The following is a 17,987-nucleotide window of genomic DNA, read 5'->3' as shown; positions in this document are numbered from 1 at the left end:
ATCTGGCGGAGGCCATGCGCCCAGGAGCGGTGCACAATGCCGGGGTGAGGCGGCGCGCCGTGGGTTCAGCACCGCCCGAGGGGAGTCCCGATGCTGATCCGCGTGATCCGAACGTACGCCCGGCCGTACCGGGGGGCCATCCTGGCCGTGCTGGCCCTGCAACTCGTCGTGACGCTCGCGGCGCTGTACCTGCCCACCCTGAACGCCGACATCATCGACCGGGGCGTGGCCGTGGGCGACACGGCCTTCATCGTCCGCACCGGCGGGTGGATGCTGCTGTTCAGCGTCCTCCAGATCGCGGCGACGGTGTGGGCGGTGTCGTTCAGCGCCCGCATCTCGATGGGCCTGGGCCGTGACCTGCGGGCCGCCGTCTTTCACCGGGTCGGCACCTTCTCGTCGCGCGAGGTGGCGCAGTTCGGGGCCCCCACCCTGATCTCGCGCACGACGAACGACGTGACCCAGGTGCAGACGCTGCTGTTCATGGCCCTGGCCATGATGGTCAGCGCCCCGATCTCCATGATCGGCGGGATCATCATGGCACTGCGCCAGGACGTGGCCCTGTCATGGCTGATCACGGTGGCGGTGCCGGTGCTGGTCGTGGCCGTGGGGTTGGTGATCCGGCAGATGCTGCCGCAGTTCCGCATCGTGCAGACCGCCATCGACAGCGTGAACCGTGTGCTGCGCGAGCAGATCACCGGCATCCGCGTGGTGCGGGCCTTCGTGCGCGAGGACGTCGAGACCGCCCGCTTCGGGCATGCGAACGCCACCCTGACGGACGCGGCCCTGACGGTCGGCCGGTTGCAGGCCCTGGTCTTCCCCATCGTGACCATCGTGCTGAACGTCTCGACGGTCGCGGTGCTGTGGTTCGGCGCGGGCCGCGTGCAGAGCGGCGAGATGCAGGTCGGTGCCCTGACGGCCTTCATGGCCTACCTGATGCAGATCCTGATGGCCGTCATGATGGCGACCTTCATGTCCATGATGATTCCCCGCGCGTCCGTGTCGGCCGAGCGGATCAGCGCCGTGCTCGACACAGACTCCTCCGTGGCCCCGCCCGAGCATCCGGTCACGCTCCCGGCCCACGCGGCGCAGATCGAGCTGCGGGACGTGTCCTTCCAGTATCCGGGGGCGCAGTTTCCCGTGCTGGAGCACGTCTCGTTCACGGCCCGGCCAGGACAGACGACCGCGATCATCGGCAGCACCGGGGCCGGCAAGACCACGCTGCTGAACCTGATTCCCCGCCTGTTCGACACGACCGGCGGCAGTGTCCGTCTGGGCGACGTGGACATCCGCGACCTGGCCCTGGACAGCCTGTGGGCCCACGTGGGCTTCGTGCCGCAGCGGCCGTTCCTGTTCACCGGCACGGTCGCCAGCAACCTCCGCTACGGCAGACCGGACGCGACCGACGACGAGCTGTGGGACGCGCTGCGGATCGCTCAGGCCGACGACTTCGTGGCCGCCATGGACGGCGGCCTGGACGCGAGGATCACGCAAGGCGGCTCGAACGTGTCCGGCGGGCAGCGCCAGCGCCTCGCCATTGCCCGCGCGGTCGTGCGCCGCCCAGACGTGTACCTCTTCGACGACGCCTTCAGTGCCCTGGATCTCGCCACCGACGCCCGGCTGCGCCGTGCCCTGCGCCCCGTCACGCAGGACGCGACCGTGATCGTGGTCGCGCAGCGCGTCTCGACCATCGTGGACTTCGACCAGATCATCGTGCTGGACGACGGCCGGATCGTCGGTCAGGGCACGCACGACGAGCTGCTGCGCACCTGCCCCACGTATCAGGAGATCGCGCAGTCCCAGCAGGCCGCGCAGGACGAGGTGGCGGCATGAGAGGCAAGCAGCTCCGCCGGACGACCTCGGAGGCTGTATGACACGCGGCGAGGGTATACGCAGCGACGAGGAACGCGCGGCCGAGGAGCGGCGCGGCCCGGCCGGTGTGCGCCGGGGGGGGCCGCCCCACATGCAGATGGGCGTCCCCGGCGAGAAGGCGTCGACCTTCGGGCCGTCGGCCCGGCGGCTGCTGAACCGGCTCGCGCCGTACCGCACCCAGGTGGCCGTGATCGTGCTGCTTTCGGTGGCGAGCGTGATCCTGGGAGCGGTGGGGCCACGCCTCCTGGGCCGCGCGACTGACCTGATCTTCTCGGGGTTCATCAGCGCCCGCCTGCCAGCCGGGACGACCAAGGAGGCCGCCCTCCAGAGCCTGCGCGACAGCGGTCAGGGCCGCGTGGCCGATGTGCTCGGCTCCATGACCCTGACGCCCGGCGTGGGCATCGACATGACCGCCCTGGGCCGCGTGCTGCTGCTCGCGCTGGGCCTGTATCTCGTGTCGGCGGCGCTGCAATGGCTGTCCGGCTACCTGCTCGCGGGGGTCATCCAGAGCACCGTGTCCCGCCTGAGGACGGACGTGGCCGCGAAACTGAACCGCCTGCCGCTGCCCTACGTGGACGGCCAGCCGCGCGGGGAACTCCTGAGCCGCGTGACGAACGACGTGGACAACGTCGGCACCAGTCTGCAACAGACACTGGGGCAGCTGCTCGTGTCGCTGCTGACCGTGATCGCCGTGATCGGCATGATGTTCAGCCTGTCGTGGCTGCTCACCCTGATCGCGCTGGTCACCATCCCGCTGTCGATGGCGCTGACCGGCGCGGTCGCAAAGCGCTCGCAGGGGCTGTTCGTGCGGCAGTGGAAGCACACCGGGGAACTGAACGGCCTGATCGAGGAGACCTTCACCGGCCACGGCCTCGTGAAGCTCTACGGCCGCCAGCGCGAGGCCGACGAGGCCTTCCGGGTCAAGAACGACGAGCTGTACCGAGCGGCCTACGGGGCCCAGTTCATCAGCGGCACGATCATGCCCGCCATGATGTTCCTCGGGAACCTGAACTACGTCGCCATCGCCGTGGTCGGCGGCCTGCGGGTCGCGTCCGGGCAGCTGTCCGTGGGGGACGTCCAGGCCTTCATCCAGTACTCGCGGCAGTTCACGCAGCCGCTCACACAGGTCGCGTCCATGGCGAACCTGTTGCAGTCCGGCGTGGCCAGCGCCGAGCGGGTCTTCCAGGTGCTCGACGCGCCCGAACAGGTGCCCGATGCCGCCGCCCCACTGGCGCGTGACACCACAGCCGACCAGCGCGGCGAGATCCGCTTCGAGGACGTCAGCTTCTCCTACGACCCGGCCCGGCCCCTGATCCAGCACCTGAACCTGACCGTGCAGCCCGGCCAGACCGTCGCCATCGTCGGGCCGACCGGCGCGGGCAAGACCACCCTGGTCAACCTGATCCTGCGCTTCTATGAACTCAGCGGCGGGCGCATCACCCTGGGCGGCGTGGACATCACGCAGCTGCCCCGCCACGAACTGCGCTCACGCATCGGCATGGTCTTGCAGGACACGTGGCTGTTCGCCGGCACCATCCGCGACAACATCGCCTACGGCCGGCCCACCGCCAGCGAGGCCGAGATCCTCGCCGCCGCGCAGGCCACCTACGTCGACCGCTTCGTCCACTCGCTGCCGGGCGGCTACGACACGGTGCTCGACGACGAGGCCGGCAACATCAGCGCCGGCGAGAAGCAGCTCATCACGATTGCCCGCGCCTTCCTGGCCAACCCCGACCTGCTGATCCTCGACGAGGCGACCTCCAGCGTGGACACCCGCACCGAACTGCTCGTGCAGCACGCCATGGCCGCGCTGAGAAGCGACCGCACCAGTTTCGTGATCGCGCACCGCCTGAGCACCATCAAGGGGGCCGACCTGATTCTGGTGATGCAGACTGGCCAGATCGTCGAGCAGGGCACGCACGAGGAGCTGCTGGCGCGGCGGGGCCTGTATGCCGGCCTGTACGAGTCGCAGTTCAGCGGGTCGGGGGAAATGGGGGCACCGAAGCCGGGGGCAGAGCAGGTGCCAGTTGTGGGTAACTAATCTATGAATAAACCACAAGGTCAAAGAATCGCTTATGGGGAAAGAGTACTTATATTTGAAATAGAGGATGCTTATCTTGTCTATGTGATTCCGGTATTAAGTGTGCTAATCGATGAATTTATACTGGATTCCATATTTTCAAAAGACTTTATTCTTGACTGGATTCCAGTACGCTTCATAAGCGCAGGAAGGAATATTTTTATCCAAGAACCGAGTAGGGAGAATCTTACATGGAGGGAAGATATAACTTCAACAATAAGAGATTACATTGGGAGGAGAGAGTTCCACAAGTCCGCCAACGTTGAAATCACAGCGTTTCGATATAATCAAGGGATAGCGGTACAAAATGGCTTAGAACTGGGAGCAACTATGGTCTTTCTAAGGGCACATCCGGGTTCTGAATACAGCTCAGGCTGGAAAGTAGTTTCGGCGGAAGTTTGGAACTCGCCAGAAACTTTGGATGGATTATCCAATGACGACTATTTTACTACAAATATTCTTGAATTTGTCGACACGGTTGGGCGATATATAACACAGGCATTATCACTTCCGCCGCAGTCGGTGTTTGCTTTTCGCGCGGGGCGGGAGAGTGTTCTGTACTTACCAGAAAATAATCGATTGAAAATCAACTTGCTGATATGACGGATTAAGAGGAGAGCCCAGGGTCATCAATATTGACCTGCTGGAGCCAAAAGCTCGCCAACTCCTCCTCGATCTATAAGCTCAAGCGTTTGCCAGCGCCACCTTCCGTTCCTCGATGACCTTCTTGGCGATGTGCTCGGGCACGTCCTGATATCCATGCGGCTTGACCGAGAACGCGCCCCGGTCGCCGGTCAGGGAGCGCAGGTCAGCGGAATAGCTCTGGAGTTCCGCCTGCGGCACGACCGCCGTGACCGTAATGACGGTGCCCTCGGGCTCCATGCCCTGCACGCGGGCACGGCGGGTCTGGAGGTCGCCGATCAGGTCGCCGGTGAACTGCGCGGGGGCGCGGACTTTCAGGAGCATCACGGGTTCCAGCAGGCCGGGCCGCGCTCCCTCCAGCGCGTTTTTCAGGGCCAGGCTGCCGGCGGTGCGGAAGGCGATGTCGCTGCTGTCCACGTCGTGGTAGCTGCCGTCCAGCACGGTGACATGGATGTCCTGCAACGGGAAGCCGGCCAGCGTGCCGCGCTGCATGGCGTCCTGCACGCCCTTCTCGATGCTGGGGATGTACTTGCCGGGAATTGCGCCGCCGACCACGGCCGAGCGGAAGCTGTAGCCCTGGCCCGGCTCGATCCTGACCCTGCAGTCGCCGTACTGGCCGTGCCCGCCGCTCTGTTTCTTGTGCTTGCCCTGCGCCTCGCTGCTGGCGTGGATGGTCTCGCGGTAGGGCACCAGCGGCGCGGTGCTGGTGACATTGACGCCCAGGGCGGCCAGTTTCTCGATGGCGATGGTCGTGTGCATGTCGCCCATGCCCGAGAGCAGCTGCTCGCCGGTCTGCGGCTCACGCGAGAACTGGAGGGTGGGGTCTTCCTCGATCAGCCGGGCGATGGCCGCGCCGATCTTGTCCTCGTCCTGACGCGTGACGGGATGCAGCGCGACGGTGTGGGCCGGGTCGGGCAGCCACAGCGGGTCGTACTCGATGGGCTGCGCGGTGTCGGCCAGAGTATCGCCGGTGTGCAGGTCGCCGAGCTTGGTCAGCACGCCGATCATGCCGGCGCTCAGTTCCGGCACCTCGGTCAGGTCGCGGCCGTTCATGACGTACAGGTGGGCGGGTTTCAGGTCGCTGCCGCGCGTGGTGTTGCGGATGATGTCACCGGCCCGGAGGGTGCCGCTCCACACGCGGACGTACGCGATCTTGCCGACAAAGGGGTCGATGCTCATGCGCCACACGCGGGCGCTGAAGGGAGCGTCCGGGCGGGGCTCGCGGGTCTGGCCGTCCACGCCGGTCACGGGGCCGCGTTCCCGCGCCGACCGCAGGCCATCGACCAGCAGGGCCAGCAGGGCGTCCAGGCCCACGCCGGTGGCGGCACTCACCGGCAGCACCGGATACAGCGTACCCGCGTGCACCGCACGGATCAGGGCGGCCCGCAGTTCGTCCCCGGAGATCTCCTCGCCCTCCAGATAGCGGTTCATGAGGTCGTCGTCCGTCTCGACAATGGCATCGACCAGGGTGTCCCGCGCCTCGCGCAGCACGGTGCGCATGGCGTCCGGGGCCGGCTGCCCGCTGGCGGTCACGCCGGTCAGGACGTCCACCACGTCCGTGAAGTCCGCGCCCTCCCCCACCGGGACGTACAGCGCGGCCGAAGATCCCTTCAGGCTGGCCCGGATGTCGGCCAGCACCGTGAAGAAGTCGGCCCGCTCCCGATCCATCTTGTTGATGGCGACCAGCCGGGGCATGCCGAAGCGGTCTGCGGTGGCCCACACGCGCTCGGTGCCCACCTCGACCCCGCTGACAGCACTCACGACCATCAGCGCGGCGTCGGCGGCCCGCACCGCCCCACGGATCTCGCGCACGAAGTCGGCGTAGCCGGGCGTGTCCAGCACGGTGATCTCGGTGCCGGCGTGCACCAGGCGCACCACACCGGTCGTGATTGAGAAGCCGTGGGCCTTCTCGGCATCGGTGTGGTCGCTGGTGGTCGTGCCGTCCTCGACCCGGCCCAGACGTGGAATGGCCCCGCTGCGGTGCAGCAGGGCTTCAGTAAGCGTGGTTTTCCCGGCACCGCTGTGCGCGGCGACACTGACAATACGGACGGGCACGTGAACCACCGATCCTTTGGGGCAATGGACAGGGCTGGCGGACGGACGCCGGCATGCGCTCAGGTGTATGGAGGCGAGTGTACACCCACGGCCGCGTGCCGCCGGGCCACACCGTTCATCTGGCGTTCAGCGCTGCTGGTCGCGCACGGCCGCCAGGGTTTCCTCGAACTCGTCGAGGAAATCGTCTTCCAGGGCACGGTCACGGATCAGGGCGTCCTGCTCGGTGGTCGCCTGCTCGCGGGTCCAGCGCACCCGCGCCTGCCGCGCACTGCTCACGTTCCCCTTCCCGGCAATGAAGCGGGCCGCGTGCCGCACGGCCTGCGCGGGATCGTCGGTGGGGGCCGTGATCGAGAGGTTCCGCAACCCGCCGTGGTCGTTCACCAGCGAACACGTCACCTCGACCCGCACGCCGCGCCGCGCCAGGAACACTTGATCGACGCGCCACATGGACGTGGCCCGGATGGGCACCGGAGCGGATCGCGGCGGGCGACGGGCCATATCAGGTTCCGGCGTTCCGCGGGGGGGCCGTCCACTCGATCGCGCCCTCCAGTCCCAGGAGCACCCGCCCGGCCCCCTCGGCCAGGGCCTCGAGTTCCAGCTCGCCCGGAATGACCAGCACCGGCGCGATCCATGCCAGCCGCCGCTCGATGCGGTCGACCAGATCGTCCCACCGGGCGATGCCCCCGGTGATCGCGATGGCGTCCGGCCGTCCACCCAGCGCGCCGGTCTGCTCGCCGATCGCCTTGCACACCTGGTGCACGAACGCAGCGGCGGCGGCCTGCACCTCGGGATCGCTGGGGGCACGGGCCTCCAGGTCTTTCAGGTTCGCGCTGCCCGCCAGCGACAGAAAGCCGGACTCGGCGGCCAGGATCTGGAGCACGCGGTCGTCGCCGTGCTCTCGGGCCAGGGCCACGAGCCGGCGCGTGGGCATGGGGCCACTCTGGAGCGCGCCCATGGGTCCGCCGTCCGGGCCGGTGCCCGTGGTGTCGATGGCACGGCCGTGCTCGAAAGCCGTGACACTGGTCGTGGCCCCCAGATGCGCGACGACCACCCGCGACTCCGGCAGGCGCTTGCCGATCTCGTGGGCGGCGCGGCGGGCCACGACCCGGGCATTCAGGGCATGGAACTGCGCCGCGCGCCGCACGCCGCGCAGCCCGGTCTCACGGGCCTCGGGCAGCAGTTCGTCCACACTCTGCGGATCGACGATGTACGCCGGCACCCCGTGCACCTGCGCGACCGCCAGCGCCAGTGGGCCGCCCAGGTTGCCCGGCAGCTGGGCCCGCTCGCCGTCCACGGCATAGGCCGCAAGCTCCGGGGTGACCGCGTAGATCCCCGCGCTGACCTTCCCGATCAGCCCCCCCCGACCGACGATCGCGTCCGGCGCTGCCCATTCGCGGGTGCACTCCACGATGCGCCGCGCCAGTTCCGGGACATCCTGGGCCGTCGGTGGCGCCGTCAGGCCCAGTTCGTCACGGGTCAGGGTCACCCGCAGCTGCCCCGGCAGCGCCGCATTCGCGCTGGGGTCGATGACCGCGCACGCGAGCTTCACGCCGCTGGTCCCAGGATTGATCACGTGCGCGATCACAATGTCGCGCAGGCTAGCAGATTGCCCGGCGACCGGGCCGGGACACATGAACCACACATGAGGGGGTGGAGCCGAGCTCCACCCCCCGACCGGACGCGGTGCTCAGGCGCTGGGTTCGATCAGGCCGTAGTGGCCGTCCCTGCGGCGGTACACGACGGCCGAGTGTCCGGACTTCATGTGGACGAACACGTAGAAGTCGTGTCCGAGCGCCTCCATCTGCGCGACGGCGTCCTCTGGGCTCATGGGACGCAGCTCGAAGCGCTTGGTGCGCACGATCTCGGGTTTGAACTCGCTGACATCGTCGTACCCGGCGTTCACGTCGGCCTCGGCGGGGCCGGGCTCCGGCTGGGGCACGGCGTCGTGGCGGTGCTTCATGTAGCGGGTCTTGAACTTGCGCAGCTGGCGTTCGAGCACGTCGCTGGCCTTGTCGATCGCGGCGTACATGTCGGCATGGTGTTCCTCGGCGCGGATAATCCCGTGGGGCACGTTGAGCTGCACCTCGACGCGGTTGCGCCGGGCGGCGTCGCGGACATCTCGAACCGTCAGGGTGACCCGCGCGTCCGTGATCTGATCAGAGTAGCGGTCAAGCCGCGTGAGCTTGTCCTCCACGTAATCGCGCATCGCATCGGTGACTTCGACGTTCCGGCCGGACAGCTTGTAGATGTGCACAGACCTCACCTCGCCCTTTCCCGGCGCCCCTGCCTTGGCGGCTGCTTCTCGGGGCCGGTGGCTCACTGTAGGGCCAGCTCCCATGAGCTGTCATGCGGGGGCGTCACAGCCGGCGGGGGGATTTGGGGGTATGGTGGAAAGTGCAGGCCCGCTCCGGACGCGGGTTCCGGCGCCGGTGCCCTGGCATCCGCCCCGCCCTCATGAACACCTGTTCAGCACGGCTGCACGTCGCACCGAACAGTGGGCCGTATGCTGACCATGTGAAGGTGGATCGCCTTGAACAGGAACAGGCCCGGCGCGACCGCATCGCGCGGGTGGCGTTCGAGCTGTTCGCCCGTGGGGGCCTGGAGGCCACGAGTGCCCAGGACATCGCCCGCGCCGCGTTCGTGAGCCGCACCAACCTGTACCGGTACTTTCCGAGCAAGGTGCACATGCTGCTCGCCCACTTCGAGAAGGCGGTCGCCGAAAGCCGGGACGACGCCCTGGAACGCCTGCACGCGGGCGCGAACCCGCAGCAGGTGTGGGACAAGGTCACGCTGCGTATGGCGGATCTGGGGGTGCGCTACCGGCATCTCGTGGGCGCGGTGGGTCAGGCGGTTCTGGGAGCGGCCCACGCGCCCCACACCGCGCAGGATTCCAGCACCGCGCCCCCGGGCGACGCCCTGCGCACCGCGCTGACCCTGGGCGCGCTGGTGGAGCCGGTGCTGCTCGCCATGCAGCACCGGGGCAACCTGCGCCCCGAGGCGAACGTGGGGATGCTCAGTGTCCTGCTGGTTGATGCCTGCCTGCTGGCCCTGCTGCACGGCGGCCACCGTGACCAGCGCGAGGTGCAGCGTGACTGGCAGGACCGCTTCTCGCTGCTGATGCACGGTGCCCTGGCACCGGGAGCCCTGCCGGCAGCGGTTCCGGTGCACGCCGAGCGCGACTGACCGCGCCCGCATGTGGTGCTCCCGGCCGCCACCAGGACGACGGCCCGCCGTCCAGTGATCCTGGGACGGCGGGCCGCGTCGTCTTGGGGCGTGTCCGCCGCGCTCAGCGCAGACGGGCCTGACGCAGTCTGTTGAGGATGGCGAAGACCTGCCGCTGCTCCTCGGCGATCAGGGCGGAGGTCAGGGTCTGCGGCGTGTAGGCGCTGCGCTGGGTGGTGGACTGACCAGGGCGACGGCGGGGCAGTGCGGGGGCGGAGGTGCCCCGCGACTCCCAGGGGGTGAGGGGTCGGTTCCTTTGCATGCTGCAGCCTACTCAGCGCGTTCACACCACCCTCTCACCGCGTGGACAATTAAAAGCGTGTGGCCGGGCGGGGGGGTATCGTGACCGTGGTCGGGGGTATCACCCCGGTTCCAACTTGCCCGGAGGTTTTGACATGCCTGCACTCCCGAATAACACCGCCGCCTGGACAGCGCTGGAAAACCACGCCCAGGACGCACAGAATCTCAGCATTCCGCACCTGTTCCAGGTCGATCCCCAGCGTGGCGATCGGCTGACCGCCGAGGGGGCCGGCCTTTACCTGGACTACAGCAAGAACCGTGTGACGGATGACACGTTGACGCTGTTGCTCGATCTGGCGCGGGAAACGGGCGTTGAAGCCAAGCGGGCGGCCATGTTCGCCGGCGAGAAGATCAACGTGACCGAGGGCCGCGCCGTGCTGCACACCGCGCTGCGCGCTCCACGCGACGCCACCGTGATGGTCGATGGTCGCAATGTCGTGCCCGACGTCCATGACGTGCTCGACCGCATGGCCGCCTTCGCGGAACAGGTACGCAGCGGAAGGTGGCTGGGCTTCACCGGGAAGCCCCTGAAGAACATCGTGAACATCGGCATCGGGGGCAGCGACCTGGGGCCGGTCATGGCCTACGAGGCGCTCAGGCACTACGCGCAGAAGGGATTGACCCTGCGCTTCGTGTCGAACGTGGACGGCACCGACCTGACCGAGAAGACCCGCGACCTCGATCCGGCCGAGACGCTGGTCATCGTGAGTTCGAAGACCTTCACCACGCAGGAGACGATGGCGAACGCCCAGAGCGCCCGCACGTGGCTGCTCGCGGCCCTGGAGGACGACGCGGCCGTGGCGCGGCACTTCGTGGCCGTGTCGACCAATGCCGAGGCCGTGCAGATATTCGGCATCGACCCCGCCAACATGTTCGGCTTCTGGGACTGGGTGGGCGGGCGCTATTCCATGGACAGCGCCATCGGCCTGAGCGTCATGCTGGCCGTGGGGCCGGACGGGTTCCGGGAGCTGCTCGCGGGCTTCCACGACATGGACGAACACTTCCGCACGGCGCCGCTGGAGCGGAACCTGCCCGTCCTGCTGGGGATGCTGGGCATCTGGTACAACAATTTCCACGACGCGCAGAGCCACGCCGTGCTGCCCTACGACCAGTACCTCGCCTATTTCCCCGCGTACCTGCAACAGCTGGACATGGAGAGCAACGGCAAGCACATCACGCTGGACGGGCAGACGGTCACGTACCAGACCGGGCCGGTCATCTGGGGGCAGCCGGGTACCAACGGGCAGCACGCCTTCTACCAGCTGATCCACCAGGGCACCAAGCTGATCCCCTGCGACTTCATCGGCTTCTGCCAGACCCTCAACCCCCTGCCGCTGGGGAACGGCGCCCCGCACCACGACCTGCTGATGGCGAACGTGTTCGCCCAGACCGAGGCGCTGGCCTTCGGCAAGACGCTGGAGCAGGTGCTCGCCGAGGGCGTTCCGGCTGACCTGGCCCCGCACCGGGTCTTCGACGGCAACCGGCCCACCAACACGATCCTCGCCGACCGACTGACACCCCGTACCCTGGGCGCCCTGATCGCCCTCTATGAGCACAAGGTCTTCGTGCAGGGCGCGGTGTGGAACATCAACTCCTTCGACCAGTGGGGCGTGGAACTGGGCAAGGTGCTCGCCGGAAAGATCGTGCCGGAACTGCACGCCGAATCCGAGCCGGAGCTGAAGCACGATTCCAGCACGAACGCGCTGATCCGGCGCTACCGCGCGCGGCGCTGAGCAGCAACAAGGAATCCAAGAATCCGTCGTCGCGTGAAACGACCCATCGGCCGAGCGACATCCCCTTCCCGTGCTCCCGGCCACGGTCGGGCACGGGCTCTGTACAGCCTGGATCGTGGTGGAATCGTGTTCGTGGTGTTCTTGTTGCTCTTCGTCGTCGTGCTCGTAAACCAACCTCCCTATTTCCCGCTTCGCACTGACGTTGAAGCCGCCTGCGCGGCAAAGATCGACGAAGGCTACGCACAGCCCAGGGGAATGAAGATCACCCAGATTCAGTTCAGGTACAGCGGTCGGGGTAACACGGTCGACCATCCCCCGCTCAGGATCAACCGGACGTGGATGTCTGCTTATGCCAACAACGCGGCGGACGTGTTCTATGCCCAGTGCGACTCTCTGGGGTCGAACGACAGGTTCACTGTCTCGCTGAGCGACGTCAGATTCGAGCATCGGTAACGTCCTGCCCGCATGTCCTTCAGCTCCGGCGCATCCACACGCCCCAGGTCAGCGGCCCGGCCACGTCGTCTGGCAGAGGCGTACCGGCAGCCTGGAGGGCCAGCTTGATCTGTCCGTGGTGATAGCCCTCGTGCCAGATCAGGTGCTGGAGCAGCAGCAGGGGGTGATCGTACCGGTCATCCAGCATACGGCCCTGCACGATCCGGCCGCGTACCGCTTCCCGGACGGCGGCGGCGCTTGCCTCCAGGTCTCTGGCGATGACCTCGGGGTCGGACTGCGCCTCCCATTCCTCCCCGGGCACCGGGACAGCGGCCTCCGGAGCATTCTCCTCGACAAGGATCACGCGCACATACACGACATGCGTGAGCATCTGCGCCACGGTCGGGTGGCCCGGCTGGGCACGGGCCTCCAGCCCGCCGGGCGGCAGGACACGCAGCAGGTTCACGAGAATACGGTTGTTGCGTTCCCACGCGCCGAGCAGCACGTCCAGCAGGTCGGTCTCCATTCCCCAGGCTATCCCTTGCGCAGCGTGTTCAGGATGCCGGCCGCGATCTCCTCGACGCTGGCGGACGTGGTATCGCGCACCGGGAGTCCGGCCCGCTGGAACAGCGTCTCGGCGCGCCGCACCTCGAACTCGCACTGTTCCAGGCTGGCGTAGCGGCTGCCGGGTCTGCGCTGGGTGCGGATGGCGTGCAGGCGGCGCGGGTCGATGGTCAGGCCGTGCAGCTTGGCGCGGTGGGCCTCCAGTGGGATGGGCAGGCTGCTCCGCTCGAAGTCGTCCTCCGCGAGCGGGTAGTTGCTGGCACGGACACCGTGCTGGAGGGCCAGGAACAGACTGGTGGGCGTCTTGCCGGCCCGCGACACCCCGACCAGGATCACGTCCGCCAGTCCATACTGCCGGTCGCCGAGGCCATCGTCGGTGGCGAGGGCGAAATCCAGGGCGTCCATGCGGTTCAGGTAATCCTGCGGATCGTGCATGTCGTGGTGTCCACCCACCTGCCGCACGGCGGGCATGGCGAACTCCTGTTCCAGGGCATCCAGGCCGGGGCCGAGCAGGTCGAACACGGCGGCGGGCGCGGCCTGGAGCTCGCGCATGACCTCCGCATCCGTGACGGTGGTGAACACGATGGGCCGCTCGCCCCGCGCCGCCAGGGCGATGACCTCGCGGGCGACACTCCGCGCGGCCATCACGTCGGCCGTGAAGGGCCGGCGCAGGTATTTCAGGGCCTGCCGGGGAAAATGCGTGAGGAGCGCCCGGGCGATGCTCTCGGCGGTCAGGCCGGTGTGGTCGCTGACGATCAGGACGGTGCGCGGCTCGGCCATGACCCAGGGTGACATGCCGGGGCCGGCTGCCCCACGGCGTCCCCCGGTGGGTGACGGGGCGGACAGTGACCTCGGCCACGACCTCGGCTAAGCTGGACGGGTTCAGTACACGAATGCCCGTCCTTCCATTCCAGATCAGCGCCACTCAGCGGGAGAAAAGCAATGGATATGATTCGCGTGTTCCATACACTAAGGATGGCCGACGTGGAGATCGTGGGCGGCAAGAACGCCTCCATCGGCGAGATGATCCAGGGCCTGGCGGGCGCGGGCGTGCGCGTGCCCGGCGGCTTCGCCACGACCGCCGACGCGTTCCGGCTGTTCCTGCAGGAGAACCACATCGAGGAGGGCATCAACGCCCGGCTCGCCGCCCTCGACGTGAACGACGTGGTCGCGCTGGCGCAGGCGGGCCGCGAGATCCGCGCGCAGGTCGAGGCCGCCGCGCTGCCCGCCCCGCTGGAGGCGGCCATCCGCGACGCCTACGCCGCCCTGAGCGCCGTGGCCGGCGTGCCCGACCCCGACGTGGCCGTGCGCTCCAGCGCCACCGCCGAGGATCTGCCGGAGGCGAGTTTCGCGGGGCAGCAGGAGACCTTCCTGAACGTGCGCGGCATCGACTCCGTGCTGCACCACGTCCGGCTGGTGTTCGCGAGCCTGTACAACGACCGCGCGATCTCCTACCGCGTGCACCACGACTTCGCGCACGCGGACGTGGCCCTGTCGGCCGGCGTGCAGCGCATGGTGCGCACCGACCTGGGCGCGTCCGGCGTGGCCTTCACCCTCGACACCGAGAGCGGCTACCGCGACGCGGTGCTCGTGACCTCCGCGTACGGCCTGGGGGAACTGGTGGTGCAGGGCGCGATCAACCCCGACGAGTTCTTCGTGTACAAGCCGGCCCTGAAGGCCGGGAAGAAGGCCGTCCTGCGCCGCACGCTGGGCACCAAGGCGCGGCGGATGACCTACGCGCCGGGCGGCGGCGTCCAGACCGAGGACGTGCCCGCCGCCGAGGCCCGCGCGTTCAGCCTGTCCGACGCCGACCTGACCGAGCTCGCGCGGCAGTGCGTGGCGATCGAGGAGCACTACGGCCGCCCCATGGACATCGAATGGGGCAGGGATGGCCGCGACGGCCTGATCTACATCCTCCAGGCCCGCCCGGAGACCGTGCAGAGCCGCGCCGGCAAGGTCATGGAGCGCTTCGAGCTGACCGGGAAGGGCGACGTGCTCGTGGAGGGCCGCGCGGTCGGCAACCGCATCGGGGCGGGCACCGTGCGGGTCGTGCGGGACGTGTCGCAGATGGACGAGGTGCAGGACGGCGACGTGCTGGTCGCCGACATGACCGACCCCGACTGGGAACCGGTCATGAAGCGCGCCAGCGCGATCGTCACGAACCGCGGCGGGCGCACGTGCCACGCGGCGATCATCGCGCGCGAGCTCGGCATCCCGGCGGTCGTGGGCACCGGGAACGCCACCCGTGAACTGAACAGCGGGCAGGACGTGACCGTGTCGTGCGCCGAGGGCGACACCGGCAGCGTTTACGCCGGGCGGCTCGCGTACCGCGTCAACCGCGTGGAACTGGGGAACATGCCCGAGGTCGGCATGAAGATCATGATGAACGTCGCGTCGCCCGACCGGGCCTTCTCCTTCGCGGCGCTGCCGAACGAGGGCGTGGGCCTCGCGCGGGTGGAGTTCATCTGCTCGAACGTGATCGGCATCCACCCCCGCGCGCTGCTGGACTACCCCGACGTGCCGGAGGACGTGCGCGCCCAGATCGACGAGAAGACCGCCGGGTACGCCAGCCCCCGCGACTTCTTCCGCGACAAGCTCGCCGAGGGCGTGAGCTCCATTGCCGCGGCGTTCGCGCCCAAGCCCGTGATCGTGCGCCTGAGCGACTTCAAGAGCAACGAGTACGCCCACCTGATCGGCGGCCCCGCGTACGAACCGAACGAGGAGAACCCCATGATCGGCTTCCGCGGGGCGAGCCGCTACCGCAGCGCCGACTTCGCCGCCGCCTTCGCCCTGGAGTGCGAGGCGATCCGCTCGGTACGCGACGACATGGGCCTCACCAACGTGCAGGTCATGATCCCCTTCGTCCGCACGGTGGGCGAGGCCGCGCAGATCATTGACATCCTGGCGAAGAATGGTCTCAAGCGGGGCGAGAACGGCCTGAAGATCATCATGATGTGCGAGATCCCCAGCAACGCCATCCTCGCCGACCAGTTCCTCGAACACTTCGACGGCTTCTCCATCGGCAGCAACGACCTCACGCAGCTCACCCTGGCCCTCGACCGCGACTCGGGCCTCGTCGCCGACCTGTTCGACGAGCAGAACGAGGCCGTCCTGATCCTCATGGCCCAGGCCATCGCCGCCGCCAAACGCGCCGGCAAGTACGTCGGCATCTGCGGCCAGGGCCCCAGCGACCACCCCGCGCTGGCGCAGTGGCTCATGGAACAGGGCATCGACTCCGTGAGCCTGAACCCTGACAGCGTGCTGAGCACGTGGCTGCACCTCGCCGGCGAGGGCGCGGAGGCGCGGGCGACGGTCACGGGGTGAGCGGGGCGCGGCCCCAGGGCCACCGGTACACTCCGTCCGTGAGCGCTCCCCCCGACCTCGATCCTGCCGCGCTGGTCGGCGTGTTGCGGTCGGCCTTCGGGCTGGACGTGAACGGCATGACGTTCCTGCCGGACGGCACGGCACACGCGTTCCGGGCGCAGGGGCCGGGCGGGTGCGCGTTCGTGAAGGTCATGCCGGACTCGCCGTACGGCGCGCGGGTGACGGCGCGGGCGCTGGCGGAGGTGCCGCTCCTCTCGGCCCTGCGGTCGTCCGGGGTGCTGCCGCGCGTACCGGCCGCGCTTCGCACGCGGGAGGGCGGGTGGGTGGCGGCGCTGGGCGGGTTCCGGGTGTTCGTGTATGAGTGGATCGACGGAGCGAACACGGGCGGGGCGTGGGAGGCCGCCCTGCCGGAGCTCGCGGAGCTGCTCGGCCGCCTGCACGGCGCGTCGGACGGGCTGCGGCGCGAGGTGCCGGACTTGCCGATGCCGCCGGAAGACTTCGCCCTGCCGTTCGAGGCCGAGCTGCGCGACGTGATCGGGAGTCTCCCCCACCGGACGGCGGAGGCCCGGCCGGAGGTGCAGGCCCTGCGTGACCTGCTCGGGCCGCACCTGGGCACGCTGGAGCGGGTGCTGGACGTGGTGTCGGCCGTGGCCGCCGACCTGCGGTCACGCGCGCTGGAGCTGGTCGTGTGCCACACGGACGCGCACGGCGGGAACGTCATGCGCGGCGCGGACGGGGCGCTGTGGATCGTGGACTGGGAGACGGCGCGGCTCGCCCCGCCGGAACACGACCTGTGGATGCTCGGGCGGCACCTGCCCGCGTGCGTGGACGCCTACGCGAGGGGCCTGGGCCGCCCCTTCAGTCCGGACGCCGACCTGCTGCGCTTCTACACCCTGCGCCGTCCGCTGGAGGATCTGGCCGAGGACGTGCGCTGGCTGCTCCGCGAGCGCCCCACGCCGGACGTGGCGGCGCACTCGCTGCGGATCATCGGTGAGTTCGTGCTGCCGGCCCTGCTGGCGGCCGAGGCGGACGCCTCGGCCGTGCACTCACGCTGGAACGAGCCCTAACGCGGCCGGAAGGTCGGCCAGCCGGGCGACCTTCGGCACGGCCGGATCCGGGGCGGGGATGCCGCCGCGGTTCACCCACACGGCTCCCAGACCGGCGTTCCGGGCCCCCTGCACGTCCTTCTCCCACGAGTCCCCGACCATGACCGCCTGTCCGGGGGCCACGGCGAGTGCGGCGCAGGCGGCGTGGTAGGCGCGGGCGTCGGGTTTCGCGCAGCCGATGTCATCCACGCACAGCACGGCGTCCAGCAGGGTCTGCAGGCCGAAATGTGCGAGCTTGTCCAGTTGCACCTCGCGGACATAGTTGGTCAGCACAGCGGTCACCACGCCCGCACGTCGCAGGGTATGCAGCACGTCGGTCGCGCCGTCCAGCAGCGCCCAGGCGGCCCGGTACGCCTCGCGGTAGATCCCGGTGGCGGCCGTGCCGTCCGGGGTGAACACGCCGAGATCGGTCAACAGGCGCGTGAAGCGCAGCGTCCGCGCTCCGTGGGCATCCAGGTCTCCCCGGAACAGCAGCGGATCGATGGCGTGGATGTGCGCGGCGTGCCGCCGGAAGAGGTCGTCGGCGTCGCACGACAGGCCATACCGCTGCGTCAGGGCGAGGAGGCCCGCGCGGGTGCAGGCCGTGTCGTCGAAGAGGGTGTCGTCGAGGTCGAGAATCACAGCGCGCGGCGCATCCACGCAGCGCAGGAGATCCGGGGA

At 68.7% G+C, this 17,987-nt stretch carries 16 protein-coding genes; 8 read left to right on the top strand and 8 right to left on the bottom strand.

The window, feature by feature from the left end:
* Positions 1-102 precede the first annotated feature (102 nt).
* From U2P90_RS09065 to U2P90_RS09055, 3 genes are read left to right on the top strand one after another with little or no spacing between them, the layout of a single operon-like run.
* On the top strand, positions 103-1,830 hold the full coding sequence (locus tag U2P90_RS09065) for an ABC transporter ATP-binding protein (RefSeq protein ID WP_322471843.1): 1,728 nt from the start codon (positions 103-105) through the stop codon (positions 1,828-1,830).
* A 37-nt stretch (positions 1,831-1,867) separates the two neighbouring features.
* Positions 1,868-3,910 (top strand): ABC transporter ATP-binding protein, encoded by a 2,043-nt coding sequence (locus U2P90_RS09060; protein ID WP_322471842.1) that lies wholly within the window; start codon positions 1,868-1,870, stop codon positions 3,908-3,910.
* 3 nt (positions 3,911-3,913) lie between these two features.
* A complete protein-coding gene (locus U2P90_RS09055; protein WP_322471841.1) occupies positions 3,914-4,552 on the top strand; it encodes a hypothetical protein in 639 nt (212 codons plus the stop codon).
* Between the two features lie 81 nt (positions 4,553-4,633).
* Here U2P90_RS09055 and U2P90_RS09050 read toward each other — a convergent pair whose 3' ends face one another.
* From U2P90_RS09050 to hpf, 4 genes are all read right to left on the bottom strand, one after another.
* Positions 4,634-6,646 carry an elongation factor G gene (locus U2P90_RS09050; protein WP_322471840.1) on the bottom strand — a complete coding sequence of 671 codons (2,013 nt, stop codon included), beginning with the start codon at positions 6,644-6,646 and terminating at the stop codon, positions 4,634-4,636.
* 126 nt (positions 6,647-6,772) lie between these two features.
* Positions 6,773-7,144, bottom strand: a complete 372-nt coding sequence (locus U2P90_RS09045; RefSeq protein ID WP_322471839.1) for a hypothetical protein — start codon at positions 7,142-7,144, stop codon at positions 6,773-6,775.
* Between the two features lies 1 nt (position 7,145).
* Positions 7,146-8,231 (bottom strand): butyrate kinase, encoded by a 1,086-nt coding sequence (locus tag U2P90_RS09040; RefSeq protein ID WP_322471838.1) that lies wholly within the window; start codon positions 8,229-8,231, stop codon positions 7,146-7,148.
* Between the two features lie 102 nt (positions 8,232-8,333).
* Positions 8,334-8,900 carry a ribosome hibernation-promoting factor, HPF/YfiA family gene (gene hpf / locus U2P90_RS09035; RefSeq protein ID WP_322471837.1) on the bottom strand — a complete coding sequence of 189 codons (567 nt, stop codon included), beginning with the start codon at positions 8,898-8,900 and terminating at the stop codon, positions 8,334-8,336.
* 260 nt (positions 8,901-9,160) lie between these two features.
* On the opposite strand from hpf, the gene U2P90_RS09030 reads away from it, so the two are divergent.
* Positions 9,161-9,829, top strand: a complete 669-nt coding sequence (locus U2P90_RS09030; RefSeq protein WP_295816225.1) for a TetR/AcrR family transcriptional regulator — start codon at positions 9,161-9,163, stop codon at positions 9,827-9,829.
* Positions 9,830-9,932: 103 nt separating this feature from the next.
* Here U2P90_RS09030 and U2P90_RS09025 read toward each other — a convergent pair whose 3' ends face one another.
* The gene (locus U2P90_RS09025) at positions 9,933-10,130 is read right to left on the bottom strand and encodes a hypothetical protein (RefSeq protein ID WP_295816226.1); all 198 of its coding nucleotides are present in this window, start codon (positions 10,128-10,130) and stop codon (positions 9,933-9,935) included.
* Positions 10,131-10,263: 133 nt separating this feature from the next.
* On the opposite strand from U2P90_RS09025, the gene pgi reads away from it, so the two are divergent.
* Positions 10,264-11,901: a glucose-6-phosphate isomerase gene (pgi, locus tag U2P90_RS09020; RefSeq protein ID WP_322474660.1), complete on the top strand. Its 1,638-nt coding sequence runs from the start codon at positions 10,264-10,266 to the stop codon at positions 11,899-11,901.
* A gap of 126 nt (positions 11,902-12,027) precedes the next feature.
* Positions 12,028-12,354: a hypothetical protein gene (locus U2P90_RS09015; RefSeq protein ID WP_322474659.1), complete on the top strand. Its 327-nt coding sequence runs from the start codon at positions 12,028-12,030 to the stop codon at positions 12,352-12,354.
* A gap of 19 nt (positions 12,355-12,373) precedes the next feature.
* Here the strand turns inward: U2P90_RS09015 and U2P90_RS09010 are convergent, their stop codons facing one another.
* Entirely contained in the window at positions 12,374-12,859 is a 486-nt protein-coding gene (locus tag U2P90_RS09010; protein ID WP_322474658.1) for a DinB family protein, read from the bottom strand.
* 8 nt (positions 12,860-12,867) lie between these two features.
* Positions 12,868-13,677: a pyruvate, water dikinase regulatory protein gene (locus U2P90_RS09005; RefSeq protein ID WP_322474657.1), complete on the bottom strand. Its 810-nt coding sequence runs from the start codon at positions 13,675-13,677 to the stop codon at positions 12,868-12,870.
* A gap of 162 nt (positions 13,678-13,839) precedes the next feature.
* Between U2P90_RS09005 and ppsA the strand changes: the two genes are divergently transcribed.
* Together ppsA and U2P90_RS08995 are read left to right on the top strand one after the other, a co-directional pair.
* Entirely contained in the window at positions 13,840-16,221 is a 2,382-nt protein-coding gene (gene ppsA / locus U2P90_RS09000; protein ID WP_322474656.1) for a phosphoenolpyruvate synthase, read from the top strand.
* Between the two features lie 38 nt (positions 16,222-16,259).
* Positions 16,260-17,288: a phosphotransferase enzyme family protein gene (locus U2P90_RS08995; RefSeq protein ID WP_322474655.1), complete on the top strand. Its 1,029-nt coding sequence runs from the start codon at positions 16,260-16,262 to the stop codon at positions 17,286-17,288.
* Here the strand turns inward: U2P90_RS08995 and U2P90_RS08990 are convergent.
* A complete protein-coding gene (locus tag U2P90_RS08990) occupies positions 17,268-17,966 on the bottom strand; it encodes an HAD family hydrolase (protein ID WP_322474654.1) in 699 nt (232 codons plus the stop codon). The genes U2P90_RS08995 and U2P90_RS08990 overlap by 21 nt on opposite strands.
* Positions 17,967-17,987: the final 21 nt, after the last annotated feature.

Source organism: Deinococcus sp. AB2017081 (assembly GCF_034440735.1).
GTDB lineage: Bacteria > Deinococcota > Deinococci > Deinococcales > Deinococcaceae > Deinococcus > Deinococcus rufus.
This window is presented reverse-complemented; position numbering and strand designations above follow the sequence as displayed.